The sequence below is a fragment of the Paenibacillus rhizophilus genome (assembly GCF_003854965.1).
In the GTDB taxonomy this organism is placed as follows: Bacteria; Bacillota; Bacilli; order Paenibacillales; family Paenibacillaceae; genus Paenibacillus_AQ; species Paenibacillus_AQ rhizophilus.
This window is the reverse complement of sequence record NZ_RQPI01000005.1, coordinates 163211-189522: the sequence shown is the minus strand read 5'-3', so window position 1 is coordinate 189522 and position 26312 is coordinate 163211. Positions and strand designations below refer to the sequence as shown.

The following is a 26312-nucleotide window of genomic DNA, read 5'->3' as shown; positions in this document are numbered from 1 at the left end:
TGCCAGTAATTGCAAGGATAGAACCCGTTCCATCGCACATCCTACTTTGTGAAGACATCGTGTTTTGCGAAGGGGGATAAATACGAATGCGAGATTTTTCGTGGAAGTATTTTGCAATGACTGGTGATGTCGATGCTTATCTGCTGTACCGGGAAGCGGGAGAACCGCTGAATCTGGCGGCCGAGAGCCCGGCGGAAGAAGAGCAGGTCTATGACGAAGAAGCGCAATAAAGACTGGTTGCTTGCCGAGTGGTTGGGGGAAGAGGCATGCTACACAGGGTGGAAGGGATCGTCATCCGCAGTATGGACTACGGCGAAGGGAATGCAATCATTACGCTTTGCACCGAAAACGCGGGTAAAGTAGGTGTTCTCGTCCGGGGAGCCAAAAAAGTAAAAAGCCGCCATGCTGCCCTGGTCCAGCCGTTTACGTTGGGGCAATATGTTTTTTTTAGGAATAACGGAGGGCTTGGTACGCTGAATTCCGGCGAGATTATGAACTCCCATCATCCCATCAGGGAAGATCTGATTAAAGCAGCTTACGGCTCTTATGCCTGCGAGCTGCTGGATCGGGTGCTGCATGATGAGGAGACGGGAAGCTTTTGGTTCCGGCAGTTGTCAGCCTGCTTGGACGCGCTGGAAGAGGGGAAGGAGCCGGGAGTTATTATCAATGTATTCGAGATGAAAATACTCCAGGCCGCCGGCTACGCACCGCAACTTGATTCATGTGTTGCCTGCGGGCGGGAGAAGGCGGAAGATGAGTTGCTGCTCAGTCCCCGGCTGGGCGGCGCTTTGTGCCGAAGCTGCCGCCACAATGATCCGCCGGCAATGGAGGTTTCGCCCCGCGCATTAAAGCTCCTCCGTCTGTTCGCTGCCCTGGATCTCACCCGTCTGGGCAATGTCGACGTCAAGGAGAGTACGCGGACAGAGTTGAAGAAAATCATGCGGGCGTTCATGGATACCCAGCTGGGTCTGCGGCTGAAGTCGCAAAATTTTCTGGATCAGCTCGATAAATACAATATTTGACGAACGCCGGATTTTCCGTTAATATAGGGAACAGTTTCTTCTTGTTGAAATATGCCTTACCAAAGGCAAATAACGAGAAGGCCGCCGCCGGCTGAGCCGGCACGCATGTAGAACGGGAAAGTAGTGAGCGATTGCTTGAATTAGCGAGCCGGGGACGGTGAGAGCCCGGTAAAGCAGCGATCATGAAACGGCACCCGGGAGTGCGGAGCGGCAGCATGAAAAGTGGATTTCGTCAGCACCGGCAGCAGTCAGTGAAGAACGGAATCAAGTAGGGTGGAACCGCGGGAGAATAGATTGGCTCTCGTCCCTATGTCTGAATTTCAGGCATGGGGGCGGGAGCTTTTTGGTCTGGAAAGAGGAAATCTTTTCTCTTCCGGCATAGAAACACCGCCTCCATCGCAAGACGTTTTGCCGGGCGTTAAGTTCGCCGGTCCCAAAAACCGCGAATTGCGGCAGTTCTCAAACTTAAAGCGAAGGAGTCGGTAACATGAATTTTCAGCAGATGATTTTGACGCTGAATGAGTTCTGGTCGAAACAGAACTGTATTATCGTTCAGCCGTACGACACGGAAAAAGGCGCAGGCACGATGAACCCGATGACATTCCTGCGTTCGCTCGGACCCGAGCCGTGGAAGGTCGCCTATGTCGAGCCGTCCCGCCGTCCTTCCGACGGACGTTACGGAGAGAACCCGAACCGTCTGTATCAGCATCATCAATATCAGGTCATTATCAAACCGTCCCCGGATAACATTCAGGAGATTTATCTGGACAGCTTGAAGGCGCTTGGCGTTGATCCGCTGCAGCATGATATCCGGTTCGTCGAGGATAACTGGGAGAATCCGTCGCTTGGCTGCGCGGGACTCGGCTGGGAAGTATGGCTGGATGGAATGGAAATTACGCAGTTTACCTATTTTCAGCAGGTGGGCGGCATCGAGACCAGTCCGGTTTCGGTTGAAATCACCTATGGCATGGAGCGTCTCGCTTCTTATATTCAGGAGAAGGAGAACGTGTTCGAACTGGAATGGGTGGACGGCTTGACATATGGCGACGTGTTCCATCAGCCGGAGGTGGAGCATTCCACTTACACCTTTGAAGTTTCGGACGTGAGCATGCTGTTTGGTCTCTTCAATACGTATGAAGCGGAAGCGCGCCGGGCGATGGACCGCCATCTCGTATTCCCCGCCTATGACTATGTGCTGAAATGCTCGCATACATTCAACCTGCTGGATGCCCGGGGCGCAATCAGCGTGACGGAGCGAACAGGTTTTATTACAAGAGTGCGCAATCTGGCCCGCCAGGTGGCGGCGACTTACGTGGAGGAGCGCGAGAAGCTCGGCTTCCCGCTGCTGAAGAAAGAAGGTGTTCAGCTTGGCTAAGGATTTGCTGTTTGAAATCGGGCTGGAAGAAATCCCCGCGCGGTTTATCCGGGCGGCGATGGAGCAGCTTCAGGACAGAATGACAAAATGGCTGGATGCTTCCCGCCTTGAGCACGGAGAAGTGAAGTCGTTCGCAACGCCGCGGCGTCTGGCCGTTCTCGTAAGGGATGTAGCCGAAAGACAAGCGGATGTCAGCGAAGAAGTCAAAGGGCCTTCCCGCAAAATCGCCCTTGACACGGCCGGCGAGTGGAGCAAAGCGGCCCTTGGATTCGCCCGCAGCCAGGGCGTTTCACCCGAACAGTTCACTTTTAAGGAAGTGGGCGGAGTCGAATATATTTATGCTACCAAGAACAGCGAAGGTATAGACACTTCTTCCCTGCTTGCCGAAGGGCTAACCGGAATTGTAAACGCGATGACGTTCCCGAAGAATATGCGCTGGGGAGCGTATGATTTCAAGTTCGTTCGTCCGATCCGCTGGCTGGTTGCGCTGTTCGGCAGCGACCCTATCAACTTTGAAATTACGGGCGTCAAAACCGGCAATGTCAGCCGTGGCCACCGGTTCCTCGGGCAGGAAGCCGTCATCGGACAGCCTGCCGATTATGTAGAAAGCCTGCGGTCCCAGCATGTCATTGCCGATGTCAAGGAACGAGAGGCCCTGATACTTGAACAACTCAACAAACTTGCTGCCGATAAAAGCTGGACGATTGCGATCAAGGACGACCTGCTGGAAGAAGTGCTGTTCCTGGTGGAAACGCCGACGGTGCTGTTCGGAACGTTCGATCCGGCTTTCCTGAATATTCCGCAGGAAGTGCTGATCACTTCGATGCGGGAGCATCAGCGGTACTTCCCCGTACTGGACGAGGGCGGCAAACTACTTCCATATTTCGTCACTGTGCGCAACGGAAATGCTGAACATCTGGAGACCATCGCCAAAGGAAACGAGAAGGTGCTGCGCGCCCGTCTGTCGGATGCGAAGTTCTTCTATGAAGAAGATCAGAAGCTTAAGATTGAGTATGCGCTCGCCAAGCTCGAAAACATTGTTTACCACGAAGAACTCGGCAGCGTCGCCGACAAGGTCCGCCGCATCCGCCAAATCGCGGACAGCCTGGCCGGCAAGCTTCAGACGGCATCGGAGGCGGCCGCTCAAGTTAGCCGTGCAGCGGATATCTGCAAATTCGATCTCGTTACGCAGATGGTGTACGAATTTCCGGAGCTTCAGGGAACGATGGGCGAGGATTATGCGCGCAAATCGGGTGAGGACGAGCAGGTGGCCAAGGCGATCTTCGAGCACTATCAGCCGCGTTTTGCCGGAGATGCCATTCCGTCTACGGAAGCCGGCGCGATTGTGAGCATTGCCGACAAAATTGATACGATCGTCGGCTGCTTCTCCATCGGCATTATTCCTACCGGCTCTCAGGACCCTTATGCGCTGCGCCGCCAGACCGCGGGCATTGTACAGATCGTACTGGAGCGGGGGCTTCCGGTCGGCTTGAACGAAATTTTCGAAATTGCCGTTCAGGTTCATGAAAATACTCGAAAATTGAAACTTTCAGTGGATGAACTGCGTAGAAACCTGTATGAGTTCTTCGGACTGCGCGTAAAGCGTCTTCTGTCGGACAATGTTCGCTATGATGTGGTCGACGCGGTCATGGCTGCGGGATACGACGATATTGTTGCCGTTGTCGCCAGAAGCCAGGCGCTCGCGGATGCTGTAGAGTCCAAGGAGAATTTCAAGAATACGGTTGATTCTTTCAACCGGGTCAGCAATCTGGCGGCCAAAGCTACTGGTGCCGTTCTGGATTCCGCGCTCCTGGGTGAAGCGGCCGAAAGCGCGCTGTACGAAACCTGGCAGTCGCTGCACAAGCCGTACCAAAAAGCGCTGGAAGACGATGATGCGGTTCAGGCGCTCACGCTGCTGGCTGGTCTCAGCGATGCGATAACCGTCTTCTTCGATTCCGTCATGGTCATGGCCGAGGATGAGCGGGTGCGGGCGAACCGGCTTTCGCTGCTGGCAAACATTGACGCTGATTTGAAGAACTTTGCTGACTTCAGCAAACTGGTCTGGTAGCTTGTCATTTAGCCGATAATAGGGCTATTCATGAAGAAAATATCAGCCTGGTGGTATAGAACGCCGGTTTAGGGTATAAATATACGGAACGGCGCCAAAAGCGTAAGCTTGCGGCTTTCGTTCCGTATTTTATGCTTTTTAAAGATTCGGAAGAAGACGGAAGGATTTTTGGGGATAGGCGCGTATATATATTACACGGGAAACGGTGACAGCCTATGAACAGCTCGGATGCTCGGGGAAGGACCATAGTGGTCGACGCGGACGCCTGTCCGGTCAAGAAGGAAACGGCGGATGTCGCCCGTGCTTGCGGCGTTCCGGTAATGATGGTGTCGTCTTACGCCCATGAGCTTCGCGGCGGGGAAGGCGTCGCGGTCGTCCGTGTGGACAACAGCGATCAAAGCGCCGATCTTTACATCGCCAATCATATCAAGCCCGGGGATGTCGTGCTGACAGGCGACTACGGCCTGGCGGCTCTGGCGCTTGCGAAAGGATGCCATGTCCTATCCTTCAGGGGACAGACATACGACGAGACCAACATGGATATGATGCTGGAAGGAAGGCATGCAAGGGCGAAAGAGCGCAGAAGGGGCCGTCACTCCAAAGGCCCAAAACCGTTTTCTGCGGAGGACCGAAATTTTTTTCAACATAAACTGACAAAACTTTTGAATTTATTGCAGGAGAATGTTCAGCTGTAGCGAATACTATTTATTTGTCAAGAGATGAAGGTGGTTGTAAGTGGCAAGCGGACACGGCAATATTCCCGAGGAAGTTATCGAAAGCGTGCTGTCGCGGCATGATATTGTCGATACCGTAGGAAAGGTTGTCCATCTGACCAAGCGGGGGAAATATTTATGGGGCCTCTGCCCGTTCCATTCGGAAAGCACCCCTTCCTTCACAGTAACTCCGGATCGTGGAGTGTTTCATTGCTTCGGCTGCGGCATGGGTGGAAATGCCATCAAATTCAGGATGGAAATCGAAGGGTTATCCTTTCCCGAAGCCGTTAAAATCATGGCCGAAGAAAGTGACATTCCGGTGCCGGAAGGCGCGGGAGGCATTCAGTCTGCGCACAACCCGGAAATCGACCGGCTGCTCCAGGCGTATGAATGGTCTGCGAAGTTCTATCATTATCTTCTGAAGAATACGGAACACGGCAAAGCCGCCATGGATTATTTAAGATCCCGGAAATTCAGCGATAAAATGATCGACCAATTCCAGATCGGATTTGCCCCGGACCGCTGGGATACGCTTCTGCAGTTTCTGGAAAGACGTAATTTTGACCTCGCCGAAATGGAGAGAGGCGGCCTGCTGTCGGCCAGAAGCGAGGGCAAAGGTTATATCGACCGTTTTCGCGGCCGGATTATTTTTCCGATTGCGAACCGTGCCGGTAAAGTAGTGGCTTTTGCCGGTAGAATTCTTGGGGAAGGACAGCCGAAGTATATAAATTCCCCGGAGAGCAAGCTCTTTAACAAAAGCCGGATTCTGTACAATCTGCACCAATCCAAAGCATCCATCCGCAAAACGCGGCAAATCGTTCTTTTTGAAGGATACGGGGATGTCATTTCGGCTTGGGAATCGGGTGTGCATAACGGCGTAGCGACTATGGGGACTTCGCTTACGGAGAACCATGCGTCGATGATAAAGGCATTGGCCGACGAAGTCGTAATCGCTTATGATGGAGACCGGGCGGGACAAGCTGCGGCGATGAAGACCCTTTCGATGCTCGAAGCCGTGGACTTGCGCGTCAAGGTGGCGGTGCTGCCCGGCGGCATGGACCCAGACGAGTTCGTGTCGGAGTACGGGGGAGAGCGCTTCAGGGAACAGATCATTGAGTCTGCGGTTTCGACCGTGAAATTTAAGCTTATATATCTGAAAAAAAACCATATACTCCTAGAGGAAGACGGCAAAATCGCCTATGTCAAGGAGGCGCTGCAAGTAATCGCATCCCTTCATTCCTCTACGGAAAGAGAAGTATATCTGAAGGAAATTGCCTCCGAGCTGGAACTCAGCTATGACAGCTTGAAGCAGGATTGCAATTTGCTCAGGGCTTCGATGCAAAAAAACATTCCCGAAGGGGATAATAACGATAAAAGGTGGAATAATGGTAGGCATAAAAAAGGGCGGATCCAGGCAAGAGCCCTGCTTCCGGCTTACCACTCAGCGGAACGGAGTCTGCTGTCCCTGATGTTTCAGGATGGTGACGCAGCCACCTATGTTAATGAACATCTGGGAGAAGATTTCAACATCGATGATCATGCGGCAATTGCCGCTTATCTATACGCCTATTACGCGCAAGGCAAGCAGCCGGATATCAGCCGGTTTCTGTCCTCGCTGCAGGACGACCGGCTGGAGAAGGTCGCGGCCTCCATTTCAATGATGGAATCCCCGCCGGACTGGAGTCCGCAGGTGCTGGACGATTATATCCGTGAAGTGCGGAAATACCCCGTACAGCGCATGATGGATAAGAAACGGGAAGAAATGATTGAGGCGGAAAAAGCCGGTGATTTTTTGCGTGCGGCACAAATAGCAAGTGAGATTATAGCCCTAGACAGACAGTGAATGTTTGACAGGATGTACCTAGGGAGGAGGGAGTCGAATAATGGCGAACGAACAGCATACCGAACTGGAGACGGAATTTACGCTCGACCAGGTTAAAGATCAGCTTATTGAGTCTGGCAAGAAAAGATCTTCACTGAATATTAAAGATATTATGGAGAAACTGTCGCCATTTGATCAGGACCCCGAGCAAATGGATGAATTTTATGAGCAGCTCAGCGATTTGGGGATTGAAGTCGTTAACGACAACGACGAGGAAGTGACGCTTCGTCCGAATGACGAGAATGAGAGTGGGGACAGCGACGATTTCAGCTTTGACGATGATTTGTCGCTTCCGCCCGGAATCAAGATTAACGACCCCGTCCGCATGTACCTGAAGGAAATCGGACGGGTGCCGCTGTTGTCGGCCGACGACGAGGTTGAACTGGCCATGCGGATCAAGAACGGCGACGAAGAAGCGAAGCGCCGTTTGGCCGAGGCGAATTTGCGGCTGGTGGTCAGCATCGCGAAGCGTTATGTGGGCCGGGGTATGCTCTTCCTCGATCTCATCCAGGAAGGCAATATGGGCCTAATCAAAGCGGTAGAGAAATTCGACCACAACAAAGGCTTCAAATTCAGTACGTACGCAACCTGGTGGATCCGGCAGGCCATCACTCGGGCCATTGCCGACCAAGCGCGGACCATTCGTATTCCCGTTCATATGGTGGAAACGATTAACAAGCTGATCCGCGTGTCCCGTCAGCTGCTTCAAGAGCTGGGGCGCGAACCCACGCCGGAAGAAATTGCGGCCGAGATGGAGCTTAGCGTAGAGAAGGTACGGGAAATCATGAAGATTGCCCAGGAGCCGGTATCGCTGGAAACCCCGATCGGGGAGGAAGACGATTCCCATTTGGGCGATTTTATCGAAGATCAGGAGGCGCTCGCTCCTGCGGACGCAGCCGCTTACGAACTGCTTAAGGAGCAGCTGGAGGATGTGCTCGATACGCTGACCGAGCGTGAGGAGAATGTGCTTCGCCTGCGCTTTGGCCTTGACGACGGCCGGACGAGAACGCTGGAGGAAGTCGGCAAAGTATTCGGCGTTACCCGGGAACGGATTCGCCAGATCGAAGCCAAGGCTTTGCGCAAACTGCGCCATCCGAGCCGCAGCAAACGGCTTAAGGATTTTCTGGAATAACCGGCTTTTCAAGGACCTTCTGCTGCATGCGGCAGGAGGTCCTTTTGTCTATTTGCCATAGGTACCGCCTGAAAAGAGGGATAAGAGCCGTTGAATGTGGAGAAGCGTGACATTATTTTAAAAGAAATTCAGTACTGGCGCCGCACCAAGCTCCTTCCGGAGCAGTACTGCGATTTTCTGACCAATCTATACAATGATGAAGGCACGGTAAACAATAGAAATCCGATAACGCTGCAAAATTTGCAGCAGGGAAATATTAAAATATGGATGTTTTCTTTTGGAATTATTTCCTTGATTTTGTTAATTGGTTTTTATTTTAGCGTTTTTCCCTGGGGTTTGCAACTTGCGACAGCAGTCTCGGTGCTTGTGGTATGCTATGGATATGCCGGTTTATTGAGGAACAAAATGCCGGTAATCGGCCTGTCTCTGGCGGGAATCGGCAGTTTTCTGACACTGGGCTTCGGCTTATGGATGCTCTTTCTCCATAATTTGGATGATGGGATTTGGATTCCGATTTTCGTGGGAGCTTGCGGGCTGCTCTGGATCATTCTTGGCTTTGTGCTTCGGATCGGCCTGCTTCATTTCAGCGGATACGGAGCACTCTGTCTGCTGTACGCGGGTTTCGCGGGCAGGGTTCGTCCGGAGGCGGGGGTTTGGGAACTGCAAATGCTCTGGCTACCGCTGTGCGTGCTGATGATCTGGCTGAGCTGGCTGCTGTACCATAGGGTAAAAGGCGTTTCCGGCGTCTATTTCGGAGTCGGCGTGTTGCTGTGGCTCATGCCCGAAATAGACAGCTTGTTGCTGCGGTGGGATTACCCGGCGTGGATTTCTCTGCTGTTGATCGGCAAAATCGCAGCCGAACTTACGGCGCTATTTCTTTTTCGAAAAAAATGGATTGCGTGGGTGGCTACATGAACAACGTCAAATTATCGCAAAGACTGGGACTGCTGCTGGAACAAATTCCACGCGGTTCAAAATTGGCCGATATCGGCTCGGACCATGCGCTGCTGCCTTTGGCCGCTGTGCAGACCGGACGAGCCGCAAGCGCAGTGGCCGGGGAGGTGAACCCCGGACCGTTCCGCGCGGCTCAAAAGGCTGTGCAGGATGCGGGACTAACGGGTCGTATATCCGTCCGCCGCGGGGACGGGCTGGAGGTGCTGCGGCCGGAAGAAGCGGACTGTATCACAATTGCGGGCATGGGCGGCGCTCTCATTGCCTCGATTCTTAACCGGGGCTCATTGGAAGGCAAGCTGGGGGGTGTAAGGACTCTGCTGCTTCAGCCGAACGTCGGCGAGGATATCCTTCGCCGGTGGCTGCTGGATAACGGCTGGGTGCTGACCGCGGAAGCTCTTCTTGAAGAGGACGGCAAACGGTATGAAGTCCTAACCGCCGTGCCGGAAGATAAGGATACGGGCGTAACCAACGAAAGCCTGTATGCCGATGCGGCAAAGGCCGGAGGGGAACGCCCGTACCGCATGGATATGCTGCTGAATATGGGGCCTTGGCTGATCAGGCAGCCAAACCCGGTCTTTTTTGCCAAATGGCAGGACGAAATATCGAAGCTGGAGCGTATCCGAAAGTCGCTCTCGCACTCGGAGCAGGAATCTGCCGAAAGCAAACGCTCGGAGATCGGGGAATTCATCCAAGAGATCACGGAGGTGTTGGCATGCTTGCCAAAGGACAAACCGTAATTCAATACATGGAGCAGCTTGCTCCGAAGCATGTAGCGGAGGAAGGCGACAAAATCGGCCTGCAGCTCGGCAGCCTTCAAAAAGAAATCACCGGCGTTCTGGTTGCACTCGATGTGAACGACGCGGTCGTGGAGGAAGCGATATCCCGGGGCTGCAATCTCATTATTGCGCATCACGCGATTATTTTCCGGCCGCTGCAGCAGCTGCAGACGGATACGCCTATGGGACGGCTGTACGAGAAGCTGATCAAGAACGATATCGCCGTCTATATCAGCCATACGAACCTGGATGTGACCGAGGGCGGTATGAATGACTGGATGGCCGAGGCGCTCGGTATCGAGAATGCCGCTCCGCTGAAGGATATTCATACCGAACAGCTGTCCAAGCTCGTCGTTTTCGTACCGAAGGACCATCATCAGAAGGTGCTGGATGCCGTATTGAACGCCGGGGCGGGCTGGATCGGCAATTACAGCCACTGCAGCTTCAACATCGAGGGCTACGGCACGTTCGTTCCCCGCGAAGGAACCGACCCTTACATCGGAGAACAGGGCAAAATGGAGCGGGCGGAGGAAATCCGGATTGAGACGATCGTCCCGCTTGGCATCCGCAGCAAGGTCATTCAGGCAATGCTAAAGGCCCATCCTTACGAGGAAGTCGCCTATGACCTCTATTCCATGGATCTCAAAGGCCGCAGCTTCGGACTGGGCCGGGTTGGCAAGCTTAAAGAGCCGACAACTCTGGGGCAGTTCGTGGAAACCGTGAAAACCGGTCTGAACGTGGAAAAGGTGCGCGTGGTGGGGGACTTGGAGCGGCCTGTCCGCAAAGCCGCCGTGCTTGGCGGATCGGGCGGAAAATTCCTTGGCAGCGCCATCTTCCGCGGCGCCGATGTGCTGGTCACGGGCGATATCGACTACCATACCGCGCAGGATGCGCTGATGGCCGGCGTCGCGCTGATCGATCCCGGCCATAACGCCGAGAAGATTATGAAGGAAAAGGTGGCTGAATGGATCAAGGCCAAGCTGGCGGAGCATAAATACGGAACTCTTGCTTACGCTTCCGAAGTGAATACGGAACCGTTCCAATTTACCTAATTAGCTAAGAGAATTCTGAGAGCACTTCACCGGAAAAAGGGTAATCTTTACACTTGTACTGAGACTGTGCAATCTGTATAATATACAATGTTGTTCGGAAAGTTTGACAGACAATCGCCGGCGGCCTTGAGCCGCGGGAGGAAAGTCCGGGCTCCATAAGGCAGGGTGCTGGATAACGTCCAGTCGGCGCGAGCCGAAGGATAGTGCCACAGAAATGGACCGCCGATGGCCGCTTGCTTGCAGGCGGCACAGGCAAGGGTGGAACCGAGGTGTAAGAGACCCCGAGGAACGCTGGTGACTTCGTTCCTGGTAAACCCCACCTGGAGCAAGACCTAATGGAACGCGGCCGATTCCGCAAGGAGGAGGCAGCCTTCGCCTGAGGCGCGTTCGGGTTGGTCGCTGGAGCTGTGCAGCAATGTACGGCCTAGATAGATGATTGTCGCTCACAGTGGGAGGGTAGTTCCCGTCAATACCACAAAGAGCACAGAACCCGGCTTACGGCAAACTTTCCTAAACTGGCAACACCTAATATCAGACAAGTCTATCGCACGTCATAAGCGGCGGCGCATCCGGGAAACCGGAAGCGCCGCCGCTTTTTAAATATCTACTTGAAATGCATATAGAAAAGGTCCTTAACAGAGGCTTCAGGGGAGCAATGATTCCAGCTGTCTGCCGCTCCATTCTTCCAGCGCTTCTCCCAGCCGTTTCACGGCCAGCGGCAGCAGATGCGGCGGCGTATGGGTGAAGTTGAGCCGCATAGTGCTGCGATCCGGTTCACCAGGATAAAACACCTCACCCGGCACGAAGGCAACGCCGCGGGCGACGGCAAGCGGCAGCAGCTCCGCCGTATTGACGGTCTTGTCCAGCGTCAGCCACAGGAACATGCCTCCCTGAGGCTCTTCCCAATGGGCGCCTTTCCAATTCCGGGACCGCAGCTCGGAAGAGAGTGCCTTCATCCGAGCTGCGTACTCGCGGGAAATGGCGGCGATATGACCGTCAAGGTCATATCCCGACAGCAGCTCATCCAGGGCGCGCTGGTCGATGGTGCTGGAATGCAGGTCGGCCGCCTGCTTGGCTCTTGCGACCGTGGAGACAAGCTCCCGGCTGCCCGCGATCCAGCCTGTGCGCAGGGCCGGGGCGACAATCTTGGAGAAGGTGCCGGTGTACACGACGGCGCCGCCTCCCATTTCGCCGTCGATGGCTGCGAGCGGCAGAAGTCCGGTTCTGTCGCCCCCGGCAAACGCGATTTCGCCGTAGGGGTTATCCTCCAGAATGAGCGTGCTGGAGCGTCGGCACAGCTCTACAACACTGCGTCTGCGGCTTTCGCTCCAGGTCGCTCCCGTGGGGTTGCCGAAGGTCGGAACGGCATACAGCAGCTTGGGGCGGTGTAGCCGGAGCTTATGCTCCAGATCGTCCGGCAGCATGCCGTCCTTGTCGCTGGCTACAGCGACGATGTTTGCGCGGTAGGACCCCAGCACTTGTAGAGCGGCCAGATAGGTCGGAGATTCTACGAGAACGGTGTCGCCGGGGTCGAGCAGCATTCGGCAGAACAGATCGATAGACTGCTGGGAGCCGGTGGTCAGCAGCACTTCCGTCGAAGATACCGCGATTCCCTGCCGGGAAAGTCTTGCCGCGACTTTTTCGCGGAGCGGAGCATAGCCTTCGGTCAAGCCGTATTGCAGTACGGAGGTGTGTCCGGAAAGAACCCGGTTGTAAGCTTCACGAACCGCTTCGAGGGGAAACAAATCCTCCGCCGGCAGTCCGCCGGCCAATGAGATGACATCACTCCCTTGAGTCAGCTTAAGAATATCGCGTACGGCCGACGAGCCGAGATGTTGCGCCATAGTGGAATAAACAATATTCATGCTATTTTGCTCCTTACCCTGTGATTTGATGGTATCATAGCGGCAGAGCAGTATAACAGTAAAGATACGAATATAACAGTGGAGGCGACCTGACGATGCATATCGAATTGAGCCGCACCGGCGGCAAGCCGCTCCCGCTGCAGATCAGCGAGGCGCTTGGACAGCGCATAGCTTCCGGACTGCTTCAGCCGGGAATGAGGCTGCCCTCCGTAAGGAAGCTGGCGGTCTCGCTCGCCGTAAGCCAGGTGACGGTCAGCAAGGCGTATGCCGACCTGGAACGGCGAGGGCGGATCGTTCGCCGCCACGGCCTCGGCTGCTTTGTCTCCCCGGCGAAAGACGGAAATCGCGAGGATGAGGAGTTCGGTACAGGTAACGGCGGACGGACGGGAGACTGGAAACGGGACGCTGGCAGCAATTACGGGAATAACGGGGAGGGCGAGCGCGGCCAAAGCCGGATTCCGGGAAGGAACACTGGACAGGACAAGACTGGAACAAGGAAAAGATTCGGATGGCAGGAAGACTTTGAAGATTATTTGCCGAGAGCGCAGCTCTGGCGGAATTTTGATTATTCAGAGGCGGAATATTCCTTCCATCTGGCAGCCATTCATTCCGGACTGCTTCCCTTGAAGGAAATCGGCGAGGCGATGACGATGCTTGTGGCGAAGCGGCCGGAGCTGATGTCGGCCTACGGTAATTTTCAAGGGGATCTGGAGCTGCGGGAAGTGATGACCAAGCATCTGCGGACGCGCGGCATTTCGCTGTCCGCCGCAAGTCTGATGATTACAAGCGGAACCCAGCAGGGAATCGATCTGGTGGCCCGAACATTTATTGGTCCCGGCGATGCGGTATACCTGGAAGAGCCCAGCTATACGGGAGCCATCGACGTGTTTGCGGGAAGGGGGGCTGAGATGATATCCGTTCCCATGGATGAAGACGGCATGCGCATCGACCTGCTGACGAAGCTGTGCGACCGGCGTCCGCCCAAATTGATTTATACGGTGCCTACGTTCCAGAATCCGAGCGGGGCAACGATGAGCATGGAAAGAAGACAGCGGCTGCTGGAACTTGCCCGCAGCTACCGCTGTCTCATTGTGGAGGACGATCCTTTTTCCGATCTGTATTTTCATTCTCCCCCTCCGCCATCCATCAAGAGTATGGACAGGGATGGGCATGTCGTCTACATGAAAAGCTTCAGCAAAGTGCTTGCCCCGGGCTGCCGGATGGCCTGCGTCGCCGCCGAAGGCGATATCCTCGAACGGCTGACCGCCGCCAAGGCGGCCAGCGATCTTGGCGGTCCGCTGCTGATCCAACTTGCGGTGCTCCCGTTCATTTCGGACCGATATGACGCCTATATGAAGGGATTGCGGTCCGCGCTGCGGTCCCGGATGGAAAGAGCGGCAAAGCTCCTGAAACGTCATGCGCCTCAGGGGGTAAAATGGAGACTCCCCGAAGGCGGACTCAATTTGTGGCTGGAGCTGCCGCATTCCGTCCATGTCGGGGAGCTGTACAGAAGGGCGTCTCGCCTGGGCATCTCTTTTCTGACCGGAAATGTATGCCATGTCGGCGAACCTTCGACAAACTATATCCGGCTCTGCTATGCGCAAATGGAGGAAGAGCAAATGGAACGCGGACTGCTGCTTCTGATGCCGCTGCTGAAGGAATCCATGACCGGAACAAAGAGATGACCGGCCGCTATTTACGGGTTGGCTTTCAGTCTGCGTTCCAGCAAGTTAATTTTCTCCTTGACATGCTGCGGCCACAGCTCCAGAGGAACCTCGCCGCCGGATGCAGCCTGCAGCGTTTTGTAGATATCCACCTGCCCCCAGCCGAAATATTTGTCATGGCCCGGGGTGCCAAGATCGACGGTGTTCTTGGTCATGAGATCCATTACCTCTTTGTTCGACAAATCCGGGTTCAGCGAACGAACCAGACCGGCGAGGGCGGCGGCATGCGGGCTGGCCATAGAAGTCCCCGACAGCGCGGCGTACTGGCTGCCCATATACGTACTGGCAATGCTTTCGCCGGGCGCGGAAACATCGATATAATCGCCGTAGTTGGAAAAGGACGCTCTCTCACCCGAAGCGTTCGTCGCGGCGACAGCCAGCACCTCGGGGTATGCCGCAGGGTAACCGGGGCGTTCCGTGTTGTCGTTGCCGGAGGCGGATACGAGCAGGACGTCCCGGTCGTAGGCGTACTTGATTGCATCGTGCAGGAACTGCGAATCGGCATAATTGCCCAGGCTGAGGTTAATGACCTTGGCCCCGTGATCCGCCGCCCAGATAATGCCCTCGGCTACGGAATAAGTAGTGCCGGCTCCGGAGCTGTCCAGCACTTTGACGGGCAAAATTTTGTTGTACCAGCTGATGCCCGCCACACCCTCACTATTGTTGACCAAGGCTCCGATAATGCCGCAGACATGGGTGCCGTGGCCTACATCGTCATCCGGTTTCCCTTTTGGGGTAATGGCATTATATCCGGGGAGCAGTTGTCCTTTTAGGTCAGGATGGTCTGCCTGAACGCCGGTGTCGACTACCGCGACTGTGACTTTGTTGCTCCCTTTGGACAAATTCCATCCCCGGCTCGTTTCGATTGCCGGCAGATTCCATTGATAGGCGGAGAACAGCAGATCGTTCGGCGTAACCACCTCGGCTGTATTTTCACCCTCCGCATCATTGGTTAAGTACATATAGTGCGGTTCCGTATACAGCGGCTGCCACTTATAGTAAAAATACGTCTTTAGCTGAGAGTAGGTCATATCGGAGGAGCGGAAAATGTAAGAGTAGCCCAGCTTGCGGGGCGCAGCGCAGTGAATGTCTGCGGATATCGTCTTAAGCTGGCTTGACCTCGGATGCCCGTCCCTGAACCGGACAACGATTTCATTCTCGTAATAATGGCTCGCGTTCTCGTTGTCATGCCCGGTCTTGACGGTGATGTCCCGCAGCGTGTCGGCATGCACGGACTCGATGTGGAATTTGCCTTCCTTGGGGTAGGGAATGAGGCGCAGATTCTTGCGCTGATGTTCCGCCACCCGGTTCAGCACGGTCTGGTCAATCAGGGCGAGAACGCCGATCTTTCCATCCGGGCTCCGCTGGCTCATAATGAAGTATTTGCGCTCACCGACAGCAAAAGAAGGCGATTCGTAGGCTTGATGCTTTTTCACAGCCGACTTGGCGGCATTCAGATACTGACGAAGCCGCTGCTGCTGCTCGCGGGTGCCGTCCGGCGGAACCGATTTGAACGTTTTGACTGTTCCCGAAGAAAAATCAATCCACATCAGCATGGCAATATGCCCGTGGCTGCGCTGCAAGCTTCCCGCATATAATGCAACATCACGCGGCGACTTTCCTGCCGTTCCCGTGAGCATCGCGCGCAAATCTCTGCCCGCGTCGACGCGGTTCAGCTTCTCCGTGGCGTACACATCCTGTACCAAGGCGGTCTTTTTCAGGGAATGCTCCTGTGGGGGACGCACGTTTCCTTGATGCCGCCCGATTGGACTCGTTTCCGGACGCGAAGTCAGGCTCAGCACCAGCACGGAAGCGCAGACCGCGGTGAGCAGACCGGCGATGGCAATATTTTTACGCGACATAATTTCCGCTCCTCCCTGGCAATGTAATAAGGTTAGAATGGGAGACAGCAGCCGGATTTATGCATGCTTAAAAAGGATACCGCCGTTCATTATTTTGTGATAGGATAGACATGAAAACGATTGAATTGCAAGGAATGTAACAGCAGTCAAATGAAATTAAAGCCAACGACAATAAGGGGGAGCTACCGCCATGTCAGCCAATGTTCAGAAATTGTGCGAAACGACGAGAGAAAAGCTTAAATATGCCATCGAGAAAATGGAGGCGTTCCTGAACCACTACGCTTTGCCGCAGCTCTCGCCCGAGCAGGATGAAGAATTGACGCATTTTTACCAAGGATTCCTGTCCGATCTCCGCCATTTGCTGGTATTCTCCGAGATGTCGTACGAGAAGCTGGGAGTTGCGCTCCGCCGCGCCACGTTTAATGAGGATTTTGCGCAAAAAGCGCTTTATAACGTTTATCATTTCGGCGTCAACAACTTCTTTTATCCGAAGAATGAAAGCTACTCGGAAGACGGCCGATATGCCTATACCGGACAAGATGCCATTCGCTTCCGCAAAAAGCCGGTTCGTCCGGCGCGCGATATCATTTTGGATATTACCAAGGTGTATGAAGAACTGCGGGATGACCTTACGTATTACGAGAACGATTATTTGACCGAACGACGTATGCAAAATCAAGTATAACTCTCCAAAGTCTCCCGGTTGCATGAGAGTGCACGGGAGGCTTTTTTCATTCTCATATCACATCCTTGGATTTCAATGCTGCTTCCGGACTGTCCACATTTGGGAGCTCCCAAGCCGTATAGCGGCGCAGCCGGAAGGACATAATGAACCCGAGGTGATAAATAATGAATAATACCGCAAAAACGGTAGTTAACTGCAGTGTAAGCAACTGTAATTATTGGGGAGAAAGCAACATTTGCCGGGCCGATTCGATCATTATCGAAATCGACAAGCACTCGGGCAGCCGAGCGAAGGAAGAGTTCGCCGAAGAAATGACCTTCGCGGATCATCGCGATGTCGCCAACAACTCTTCCGCAACCTGCTGTCTGACCTTCAAGCCGAAATCATAGGAGGCGCCCTATGAACAGTGGACAAAAGGGTTCGGGACCGAAAGGTTCCAGACGTAAAAAAATCACGCTGCGCCCGCGCAGAGTCGATTACCCTCGGAAAGCGCCTGAGCATCGTGAGGAATACGCTGCCGAGGTAAGTCCGCTTCCGGTCCGTTCCAATCCTTCAACCGGTTCGGCTGTGAGGTCGGCGGACAGGGAAGGAGAAGCGTATAAGACGGTTGGCTATGTCGGACTAGTCTTAGGGATTGCTTCTCTGTTCATTTGGCCGGTTATTTTGGGGCCGTCCGCGGCAGTGGTGGGCTATTATGCCTACAATAAAGGCCGCAAGACAGCCGGTGCTTGGGCGATCGGTCTTGGCATTGTTGCGACGCTGAGCTATTTTGTTATGATTCCTTTCGCACGGTAAGATCAGAAAGAGCAAGTACGGTTCGCGAAAAAGGCTTTCAGACCTGGAAAAAAGGGGCTGAAAGCCTTTTTTGAAGGCAAATTTAACAATTTAAATCCAAATACCGATATAGAGGATATAGTATGAAATCATGGGAAGAGGGAATGCGGCAGCATGGAGATTAACCCCGCCGTTGCCAGCCAGTCTGGCCAATTGAAGTGGATTAACTTGAGAAGTTCAGCCGATCCGGGCGTTTCGGCAAAAAATAATGAAAGTTCAACATCGGGATCTTCCCGGTTTGAGGAAATTCTTGGAGGAACAGAAGCGGATAAAGTACCATCTCGGGTTTCTTCGTCCGGAATCGGGCTGCTGTGGCAGAGAGTCGGTGCCGTATCGGCAGGCGCTATTTCCGGGGAAATGACGGATTCGGCGATTAACGGCGCTGCGCATACAGCGGCAGAGCCGACTGAATATGACGATTTAATCCAGGCGGCTTCTTCCAAATACGGAGTGCCTGTCGACCTGATTAAGGCGGTCATCGATACGGAGTCCTCATTCAATCCAAATGTCGTTTCCTCTGCGGGCGCCAAAGGGCTTATGCAGCTGATGGACGGCACCGCCGAAGGCTTGGGCGTTTCCGATCCGTTCAATCCGGCCCAAAGCATCGACGGAGGCGTCCGCTACTTATCGTATCAGCTTAAGAGGTTCAACGGACAGGAAAATATGGCGCTTGCCGCCTATAACGCCGGCCCGGGCCGTGTGCTCAAGCTTGGAGTCAGCACGGATGAAGAGATGTTCGGGCAGCTGGACAAGCTGCCGGAAGAGACTCAGGCCTATATTGCCAAAATTGAACGCGCCCGCGCCAAATACGCGGTATAGCGGTATAATAGAAAGGGTCAAACGGGACATTCCGTCCGCGCCGTGTTTCGGACGCCGGATTCTCTGTTTGATCCTTTCACTTTATTGCCAGCAAAGGAGTTTTGCCATATATGATTTACTGGGATTATGCCGCCGCAGCGCCGCCCTATGATGAGGTCGCGCGGACAGTGGAGCAGCTGATGAGGCTGCATTATGCGAATCCCTCCTCGCTGCACCGCGCCGGAGCCGAGGCCGCGGCTCTGATCGAGCGCGCCCGGGAAGTATGCGCCGCGGCGCTTGGCGTTCTTCCGGGGGAAATCAAGTTCACCTCCGGGGCGACCGAGAGCAACAATCTGGCCATCAAAGGCGCAGCCCTGCATTATGCGGGCAGGGGACGCCATATCGTAACGACAGAACTGGAGCATCCTTCCGTCTATGAAAGCTGTCTGCAGCTGCAAAAAATGGGCTGGGAGGTAACCTTCGTCCGGCCTGACGCGGCCGGAGCGGTTAATCCCGAGGATGTTGGCGCCGCCGTGCGCCGAGATACGGTGCTTGTGAGTGTAATGCATGTCAATAATGAAATCGGATCAGTGCAGCCGCTGCCGGAGATCGGCCGCGCCGTCAAGGCGGCCAATCCCCGGACGCTGTTTCATGTGGACGGGGTTCAGGGCTTCGGCAAGCTTCCCGCTAGTCCCGGGGATTTCGGAGCGGACTTATACAGCCTGTCTCCGCATAAAATCCGCGGTCCCCGCGGAGTCGGCCTGCTGTATGTCAAAGAAGGGATTCAATTGTTTCCGCTGCTGAGCGGAGGCTCCCATGAGGGGGGACTCCGCGCCGGAACGGAAAATGTGCCGGCGATCGTCGCGGGGGCGAAGGCCGTAAGAATGGCTGCCGAGCGGCGCGGTGACTTCGTCTCCCGCATCCTGCCGCTCCGGAACAGATTGCTCGCATTTTTGCGGGAAATACCTGAATTTACTGTAAATAGCAGCGAGTCGGGTGCGCCGCATATCGTGCATTTTTCTTATCCCGGCATGAAGGGCGAAGTTATGGCGCGTCAGTTGGAGCAGCTCGGCATGCAGGTATCCACCCGCTCCGCCTGTTCGTCGCGGCTGGCCGAACCGAGCCGTGTGCTGCTGGCGATCGGCCGGGATGAAAGTACGGCGCTTGGCGGCATCCGCATCAGCTTCGGGGATGAGCATACCCCGGCCGATGTCGACGCTTTGGAACAGGCGCTGCTGGGCGCGGTTAAAGCTTTAAAGATTGCGGAAGGAGGCATGCGGTAACATGAAAACGATAGAACCCGCGCGTTTGGCGGGAAAAAGCACAGAATACGCCGACATGCTGCTGCTGCGTTTCGGGGAGTTTACGCTCAAAGGCAAGAACCGCAGCCGTTTCGAGAAAACGATGCTGCGGCATGTCAAGGAAATAGTCAAGCCTTATCCGATGGCCAGATTGATCAAGGAATATGGGCGAATCTACGTGGAATTGAACGGAGAACCGGCTGGAGAAATGGTGGAAGCGCTCGCCAAAGTGTTCGGCATTTCATCGATCAGTCCGGTAAAGGCCGTTAAGCCCGAGCTTGAAGAAATCGTGGAGGCAAGCCTTCGATTTATCGAAAAGGTCAACCCCGAACCGGGCACGACCTTTAAGGTGAACGCCCGGCGGGTGTGGAAGGACTTCCCGCATGGCTCCCAGGAAATGAACCGTCTGGTGTCCGCTCCGCTGCTGAAGACCTTTCCGGCGCTGTCCGTCGACGTCAGAACACCGATGCTGGAGCTTCGGGTGGAAGTCCGGGAGCAGTATGCATATATTTTCTGCGAGAATATTCCCGCGGTTGGCGGCTTTCCGCTCGGTACCAACGGTAAGGCGATGCTCCTTCTTTCGGGAGGAATCGACAGCCCGGTGGCGGCCTGGTCTTCCATGCGTCGGGGGCTGGAGGTGGAGTGCGTTCATTTCTTCAGTTATCCCTATACAAGCCGGGAAGCGAGGCAAAAGGTCATCGATTTGGCCAGGGTGCTGTCGCGGTACGCCGGAAGAATCCGGCTGCACCTGGTTCCGTTTACTGAAGTGCAGACCTCGTTTGCCGGAATCGGCCAGGACAATCTGATGATCACACTGATGCGAAGGGCAATGCTGAGGATTACGACGAAGCTGGCCGAACGAGAAGGCGCTCTGGCACTGGTCACCGGCGAAAGTCTGGGCCAGGTCGCCAGTCAGACACTGCCGAGCATGAACGTCATCGGCCGGGCAACCGATTTGCCGCTGCTGCGGCCGCTCGTCATGATGGACAAAGCCGATATTGTGGAGCTTGCGAAGCAAATCGGCACCTACGATTTATCGATTCTCCCCTATGAGGACTGCTGTACGCTGTTCATGCCAAAGTCGCCGACGACTAACCCGAATCTGCGGATCATCGAGAAGATCGAAGCGACACTCCCTGGTTATGCGGAGCGGCTTGCCGAGGCGGTTGAGGCGGCTGTTACGGTAGATATTACTCCGTACGGAAATGAGAGCCCTGACGATGAAGCCGATTTAATCTCTTCCGCCAAGGAAGACTGGTTCTGAAAAAGACCCGCCCTGCGATTGCTTGGGCGGGTCTTTCGTTCTATCCGCGTAGACTTCGGCGACCGGTCGCTCCAAGCTTGCCGGCGGCTCGCGAAGCCTTCTGAATCCTCCGGAGTACGGCCATTTTCGTGTGCACCACACGGCATCCGGCATCCGATGTCTGCGGCTTAACCGGCTGCTTTCTCCTGTCCTTCATCCGCGCTGCCGGACCGGCGCTTGCGGTACCCTGCGGCAAGGATGACGGTAATGACAAGCCCGTAGAACAGGGCGCGAAGCAGGGGATGCGAAGCAAAAAAAGATTCCATCTCCCGCTCCTCGGCGATCATTCCGGCAGCCGTATATCCCAGGACCGCAGCCCCCGCATAGATAATCCAGGGAAAGTTGGACAGCAGTCGGATGAACAGCGTACTGCCCCAGACGACGATGGGCACGCTGATGAGAAGACCTAGGGCGACCAGAACCGTATTGTGCCGCGCCGCACCGGCAATGGCGATTACGTTATCCAGGCCCATGGCGGCATCCGCAACAATAATGGTCCTTACCGCCGACCCGATGTTGTCTCCCGCTTTTACTTCGGCGGGGCCGCCGCCATCGGTCAGCAGCTTGTAAGCGATCCAGAGCAGCAGCAGTCCGCCCGCCAGCCGCAGCCAGGGGATTTCCAGCAGCCAGACGACGAGCAGCGTGGCGGCAATACGCAGCACCACGGCTCCCGCCGTCCCGAGGACAATAGCCTTTTTCTGTGTAGCGGGATGCAGATTCCGAGCGGCCAGGCCGATAACAATCGCATTGTCTCCGGCCAGCACAAGATCCAGGAAGATGATATTCAGCAATCCCAGCATAAATTCCCCGAGCATGTTCACACTATTCACTCCTATGCAAAGCCCAGATATCTCCTAATATTGTATACGCAGAATCTCATGGGGACATTCTTCCATACAGTGAAAATGGGACGGGAAGCATAGCTTGTCGCCTCCGAGCATACAAGTAGTTACATGCCGGTTCGGGAGGTATGTGCGATGGATTCGATATGGCTGCTTGGAGAAATATTAATGGTGAATCTCGTTCTCAGCGGAGACAATGCGATGGTTATCGCGATGGCGAGCAAAAACCTGCCGGAAGAACAGCGCAAAAAGGCGGTATGGTGGGGGTCGGCGGGAGCTGTCCTTTTGCGCTGCATATTGACGCTGGCGGCGGTGCTGCTGCTTAAGATTCCTTACATTCAAGCGGGCGGCGGAATCTTGCTGCTGTGGATTTCATTTAAGCTGCTGCTGGAGGAAGAAGACCAAATCCGCGTGAGCGAAGGCTCCACGGTGTGGAAAGCGATCCGGACTATTTTGGCCGCCGATTTCATTATGAGCTTGGACAACGTGCTTGCCATTGCCGGTCTGGCGAAAGGCGATCTGGCTCTTATAGTCATCGGGATTGCGCTCAGTATTCCGATTGTTGTATGGGGCAGCGGCATTATCGTCGGCTGGCTGCACCGTTTTCCGGTGCTTATCTACATAGGGGCATACATTCTCGCCTATACCGCCGGGGAGATGCTGCTGCATGACGCCAAGCTGGGTGCGGTGCTGTCCATCCTGCTTCCGACTATGCATACTCTGCTGCCCGTTGCGCTGGGCGTCGCCGTCGTTGCGGCTGGAGGGATTAAACGGCACACACCGAAGGCGGGATAGAATAAGTAACTGTGCGCTCCAATTGTTGATATAATAATCAGGCATCGGAACAAACCTTCAAGAGAGGCCCCATTTATGGGGTATTTTTTTGAAATATAAAAAGTAGAAGCTTCACGCAACGTGGCGCATATTGGCGCTTTTTGCGTTTTTCGGATAAAATAATGAAGAATCCCGAAGCGTCGGACATGCCGATGCGGTGGGAAAGAGATGCGATTGTTGAAGGGATGAGTGGTAGGATGTCCTCTAAAAACGACATGAAGCTGGGTCTGTTCATCGTGTGCGCCGGTCTCGTTATTTTGCTGGGAAAACTGGGAGTGTTCGGATTTTTGGGACGGGCGTTGTGGCCGCTTATAATCCTCCTGCCGGGATTGTTCCTGCATGTTCTTGTCTTTGGCAGACGCTTGACGCCTGCCGCCCTTATACCTGCCGGTATTCTCACTGTGTACGGTCTGCTGTTTGGACTCTGCAATACGTGGGGCTGGGGGCTGATGGCTTATCTCTGGCCGGTGCTGCCGCTTGGCGTGGCGGTCGGCTTGTACGAGTATTCGCTGTTCGTTTCTCCGAGGAGCGGCGGACTGACTGCCGGTGCTGTCATTCTTGGCGTGATCAGTCTTGTTTTAATGTTTTTCAGCCTGCTCGGTACAGGGATCATGTATATTCTCGGAGCGGTTCTCGTTCTGGGAGGAATATGGCTGATCGTGAGACGGAGCGGCGGCCGGAACAAATGGAACAGGGGCTGGTAAGTTTCTTTCTTCTTGGAAAATTGTTTTTTCATGAAAAGACTTGCTTTTCACTGTGCTTTCACGATACAATTGAAAATAATGTTGAAGCGTCGGGTTTAGCGTCCGGCGCTTCTTTTATGAAGCCTTCGATTCCCTTTGCAAATTTTTAAAGTTTTTATTTGATAAATGAAAGGATTTGGATACAAATCATGCATTCAAGAGAACAAATTCGCAACATAGCGATCATTGCCCACGTTGACCATGGCAAAACTACGCTCGTCGACCAGTTGCTGCAGCAGTCGGGTATTTTCCGCGAGCACGAGACGGTACAGGAGCGCGCCATGGATTCCAACGATCTGGAACGGGAACGCGGCATTACGATTCTGGCCAAGAACACAGCCATTACCTATAAAGATTTTCTCATCAACATTGTGGACACGCCCGGACACGCCGACTTCGGCGGAGAAGTAGAACGGATTATGAAGATGGTTGACGGCGTTCTGCTTGTCGTCGACGCCTACGAGGGCTGCATGCCGCAGACGAAATTCGTGCTGCGCAAGGCGCTTGAACAAAATCTGACGCCAATCGTCGTCGTCAACAAAATCGACCGTCCGGCCGCCCGGCCGAGCGAAGTAATCGACGAAGTGCTGGATCTGTTCATCGAGCTGGAAGCTAGCGACGATCAGCTTGAATTCCCTGTCGTATACGCCTCCGCGCTGAACGGAACGTCCAGCCTTGATCCGGAGAAGCAGGACGACAACATGCTTGCCCTGTATGAAACCATCATCGAGCATATCCCGTCTCCGACGGAGAGCGTTGAAGAGCCGCTGCAATTCCTTGTTACCCTGATGGACTATAACGAGTATTTGGGCCGTATCGCCATCGGCCGCGTCAACCGCGGAATTATCCGTCAAGGTCAGGCCATAACGGTTATCCAGCGCGACGGCAAGCACAAGTCGGCTCGCATCGAGAAGCTGTTCGGTTTCCAAGGCCTGAAGCGTGTGGAGACCGAAGAAGCCGGCGCGGGCGACATCGTGGCGATTGCCGGCATCAAGGACATCAACATCGGCGAGACGATTGCCGATCCGGCGAACCCTGAAGCGCTGCCTGTTCTGAAGATCGACGAGCCGACAATGCAGATGACCTTCCTGGTCAACAATTCTCCATTCGCCGGCAAGGAAGGCAAGTGGGTAACCTCCCGCAAACTGCGCGAGCGTCTGTTCAAGGAGCTGGAAACCGACGTCTCCCTGCGTGTGAACGAAACCGACAGTCCGGACGCCTTTATCGTCTCCGGCCGCGGCGAGCTGCATCTCGGCATTCTGATCGAGAACATGCGCCGTGAAGGATATGAAATGCAGGTTTCCAAGCCTGAAGTTATCGTCAAGGAAATTGACGGAGCCAAGATGGAACCGCTGGAGCGCCTTCTTATCGACGTGCCGGAAGACAGCACGGGCTCCGTTATGGAAAGCCTGGGCAGCCGTAAGGCCGAAATGGTCAATATGATCAACAACGGCAACGGTCAGGTCCGTCTTGAATTCCTGATTCCAGCGCGTGGTCTGATCGGCTACAACACGCATTTCCTGACACTGACACGCGGCTACGGCGTTATGAACCATGCGTTCGACAGCTATGCCCCGCTGATCGGCGGCCAGGTTGGCGGACGCCACCAGGGCGTGCTTGTCTCGACCGAGACCGGAACTTCCACCTTCTACGGCATGATGGGTGTGGAAGACCGCGGTACGCTGTTCCTCGAGCCGGGCACCGACATTTACGAAGGCATGATCGTGGGCGAGCATACGCGCGACAACGATATCGTCGTGAATATCTGTAAGGAAAAAGCGTTGACCAACGTCCGTTCCGCAACGAAGGACGACACCGTTAAGCTGAAGACTCCGGTCCTGTTCTCCCTGGAGCAGGCGCTTGAATATTTGAACGATGACGAATATTGCGAGATAACGCCAAAATCTGTTCGCCTGCGCAAGAAAATTCTGAACAAGAGCGAACGCGAGCGCGCGGAGAAACACCGCAAAATGGCTGAGGCCAATATGTAATCAAGGGCAATCCGCCTATAATGGAATCAGCCGCCGGAATTTATTCCGGCGGCTGATTTGTCCTTGCGGACATATATGATAAAAGCAGAACGGCATTATTTGGCTATAGGCATCCGAATGTTTTTAAGGCGGCAGAGTACCCTTCGATGATATAATGGATGCAGTATCCATTACCCGGAAGGAGTGACTGTACCCTTGCAAATCTGGTTTGCGGAGCACCCCTTAATTGCCTATGTCGTTATTTTCATTTTGCTTACTTATGTGTATAACCGGGTATTTCGGGTGAATCAGAAGCTGCCTCTGCTGAAGGAAATATTGCTTTATGCGATGATGGCCATCGGTGCGGGTATTTTGCTCGTTTTTCAGCATGACAAGCTGCCGATTATTCAGTGCCTGCTGGTCGCGGTCGGCCTGATGCTGCTCGTACGGGTCCGTTATTTCGTCGAGGCAAGGCAGAAACGCAAGGCGGCGGCAGACACCGCAAAGCGGCGGTGAAACGCAACTTTTGAGCAAAAGGTACGTCTGATATTTTAGTAACATTTTACTTATTCCCAAT

Annotated in this window: 24 protein-coding genes and 1 other RNA gene; 22 read left to right on the top strand and 3 right to left on the bottom strand. The window is 54.5% G+C overall.

Annotation, left to right across the window (positions count from 1 at the left end):
- The first annotated feature begins 86 nt into the window (after positions 1-86).
- From EH198_RS11675 to rnpB, 11 genes are all read left to right on the top strand, one after another.
- On the top strand, positions 87-230 hold the full coding sequence (locus EH198_RS11675) for a YqzL family protein (RefSeq protein WP_124695715.1): 144 nt from the start codon (positions 87-89) through the stop codon (positions 228-230).
- 36 nt (positions 231-266) lie between these two features.
- The gene (gene recO / locus EH198_RS11670; protein ID WP_124695714.1) at positions 267-1022 is read left to right on the top strand and encodes a DNA repair protein RecO; all 756 of its coding nucleotides are present in this window, start codon (positions 267-269) and stop codon (positions 1020-1022) included.
- A 487-nt stretch (positions 1023-1509) separates the two neighbouring features.
- On the top strand, positions 1510-2397 hold the full coding sequence (glyQ, locus tag EH198_RS11665; protein ID WP_124695713.1) for a glycine--tRNA ligase subunit alpha: 888 nt from the start codon (positions 1510-1512) through the stop codon (positions 2395-2397).
- Complete coding sequence (gene glyS / locus EH198_RS11660; RefSeq protein ID WP_124695712.1) at positions 2390-4465, top strand: glycine--tRNA ligase subunit beta; 2076 nt, start codon at positions 2390-2392, stop codon at positions 4463-4465. Before glyQ ends, glyS begins: the two co-directional genes overlap by 8 nt.
- A 215-nt stretch (positions 4466-4680) precedes the next feature.
- Positions 4681-5160, top strand: a complete 480-nt coding sequence (locus tag EH198_RS11655; protein ID WP_124695711.1) for a YaiI/YqxD family protein — start codon at positions 4681-4683, stop codon at positions 5158-5160.
- A 40-nt stretch (positions 5161-5200) separates the two neighbouring features.
- Complete coding sequence (gene dnaG, locus EH198_RS11650) at positions 5201-7021, top strand: DNA primase (protein ID WP_124695710.1); 1821 nt, start codon at positions 5201-5203, stop codon at positions 7019-7021.
- Positions 7022-7061: 40 nt separating this feature from the next.
- Positions 7062-8192 carry an RNA polymerase sigma factor RpoD gene (rpoD, locus tag EH198_RS11645; protein ID WP_124695709.1) on the top strand — a complete coding sequence of 377 codons (1131 nt, stop codon included), beginning with the start codon at positions 7062-7064 and terminating at the stop codon, positions 8190-8192.
- A gap of 96 nt (positions 8193-8288) precedes the next feature.
- Positions 8289-9107: an NfeD family protein gene (locus EH198_RS11640; protein ID WP_417629351.1), complete on the top strand. Its 819-nt coding sequence runs from the start codon at positions 8289-8291 to the stop codon at positions 9105-9107.
- Positions 9104-9883, top strand: a complete 780-nt coding sequence (locus tag EH198_RS11635; protein WP_124695707.1) for a tRNA (adenine(22)-N(1))-methyltransferase — start codon at positions 9104-9106, stop codon at positions 9881-9883. The genes EH198_RS11640 and EH198_RS11635 overlap by 4 nt, the downstream gene beginning before the upstream one ends.
- Positions 9859-10974: a Nif3-like dinuclear metal center hexameric protein gene (locus EH198_RS11630; protein ID WP_124695706.1), complete on the top strand. Its 1116-nt coding sequence runs from the start codon at positions 9859-9861 to the stop codon at positions 10972-10974. Before EH198_RS11635 ends, EH198_RS11630 begins: the two co-directional genes overlap by 25 nt.
- A 98-nt stretch (positions 10975-11072) precedes the next feature.
- Positions 11073-11487, top strand: an RNA gene (gene rnpB / locus EH198_RS11625) — RNase P RNA component class A.
- Positions 11488-11618: 131 nt separating this feature from the next.
- Here rnpB and EH198_RS11620 read toward each other — a convergent pair.
- A complete protein-coding gene (locus tag EH198_RS11620; RefSeq protein ID WP_124695705.1) occupies positions 11619-12839 on the bottom strand; it encodes an aminotransferase-like domain-containing protein in 1221 nt (406 codons plus the stop codon).
- A gap of 95 nt (positions 12840-12934) precedes the next feature.
- Between EH198_RS11620 and pdxR the strand changes: the two genes are divergently transcribed.
- Positions 12935-14524, top strand: a complete 1590-nt coding sequence (pdxR, locus tag EH198_RS11615; RefSeq protein ID WP_246014214.1) for a MocR-like pyridoxine biosynthesis transcription factor PdxR — start codon at positions 12935-12937, stop codon at positions 14522-14524.
- Between the two features lie 11 nt (positions 14525-14535).
- Here pdxR and EH198_RS11610 read toward each other — a convergent pair whose 3' ends face one another.
- Entirely contained in the window at positions 14536-16425 is a 1890-nt protein-coding gene (locus EH198_RS11610; protein WP_124695704.1) for a S8 family peptidase, read from the bottom strand.
- 190 nt (positions 16426-16615) lie between these two features.
- Between EH198_RS11610 and EH198_RS11605 the strand changes: the two genes are divergently transcribed.
- The 6 genes from EH198_RS11605 to thiI all read left to right on the top strand — a co-directional run bounded on the left by EH198_RS11605 (position 16616) and on the right by thiI (position 21307).
- A complete protein-coding gene (locus tag EH198_RS11605) occupies positions 16616-17110 on the top strand; it encodes a YpuI family protein (protein WP_124695703.1) in 495 nt (164 codons plus the stop codon).
- A gap of 164 nt (positions 17111-17274) precedes the next feature.
- Complete coding sequence (locus EH198_RS11600; RefSeq protein ID WP_124695702.1) at positions 17275-17499, top strand: DUF1540 domain-containing protein; 225 nt, start codon at positions 17275-17277, stop codon at positions 17497-17499.
- A gap of 10 nt (positions 17500-17509) precedes the next feature.
- Positions 17510-17905: a hypothetical protein gene (locus EH198_RS11595; RefSeq protein ID WP_246014212.1), complete on the top strand. Its 396-nt coding sequence runs from the start codon at positions 17510-17512 to the stop codon at positions 17903-17905.
- 153 nt (positions 17906-18058) lie between these two features.
- The gene (locus EH198_RS11590; RefSeq protein WP_124695701.1) at positions 18059-18763 is read left to right on the top strand and encodes a lytic transglycosylase domain-containing protein; all 705 of its coding nucleotides are present in this window, start codon (positions 18059-18061) and stop codon (positions 18761-18763) included.
- Between the two features lie 110 nt (positions 18764-18873).
- On the top strand, positions 18874-20025 hold the full coding sequence (locus EH198_RS11585; RefSeq protein WP_124695700.1) for a cysteine desulfurase family protein: 1152 nt from the start codon (positions 18874-18876) through the stop codon (positions 20023-20025).
- A 1-nt stretch (position 20026) separates the two neighbouring features.
- Entirely contained in the window at positions 20027-21307 is a 1281-nt protein-coding gene (gene thiI / locus EH198_RS11580) for a tRNA uracil 4-sulfurtransferase ThiI (RefSeq protein WP_124695699.1), read from the top strand.
- Positions 21308-21474: 167 nt separating this feature from the next.
- Here the strand turns inward: thiI and EH198_RS11575 are convergent, their stop codons facing one another.
- On the bottom strand, positions 21475-22161 hold the full coding sequence (locus EH198_RS11575; protein WP_185702856.1) for a TerC family protein: 687 nt from the start codon (positions 22159-22161) through the stop codon (positions 21475-21477).
- Positions 22162-22323: 162 nt separating this feature from the next.
- Here EH198_RS11575 and EH198_RS11570 point away from each other — a divergent pair, with 162 nt between their 5' ends.
- The 4 genes from EH198_RS11570 (at position 22324) to EH198_RS11555 (ending at position 26251) form a co-directional block, all read left to right on the top strand.
- Positions 22324-22983 (top strand): TerC family protein, encoded by a 660-nt coding sequence (locus EH198_RS11570; protein WP_124695697.1) that lies wholly within the window; start codon positions 22324-22326, stop codon positions 22981-22983.
- A 236-nt stretch (positions 22984-23219) separates the two neighbouring features.
- Positions 23220-23726 carry a hypothetical protein gene (locus EH198_RS11565; protein WP_124695696.1) on the top strand — a complete coding sequence of 169 codons (507 nt, stop codon included), beginning with the start codon at positions 23220-23222 and terminating at the stop codon, positions 23724-23726.
- 188 nt (positions 23727-23914) lie between these two features.
- Complete coding sequence (gene typA, locus EH198_RS11560) at positions 23915-25756, top strand: translational GTPase TypA (protein WP_124695695.1); 1842 nt, start codon at positions 23915-23917, stop codon at positions 25754-25756.
- 195 nt (positions 25757-25951) lie between these two features.
- Positions 25952-26251, top strand: a complete 300-nt coding sequence (locus tag EH198_RS11555; protein WP_124695694.1) for a YlaH-like family protein — start codon at positions 25952-25954, stop codon at positions 26249-26251.
- The last annotated feature ends 61 nt before the right edge of the window (positions 26252-26312 follow it).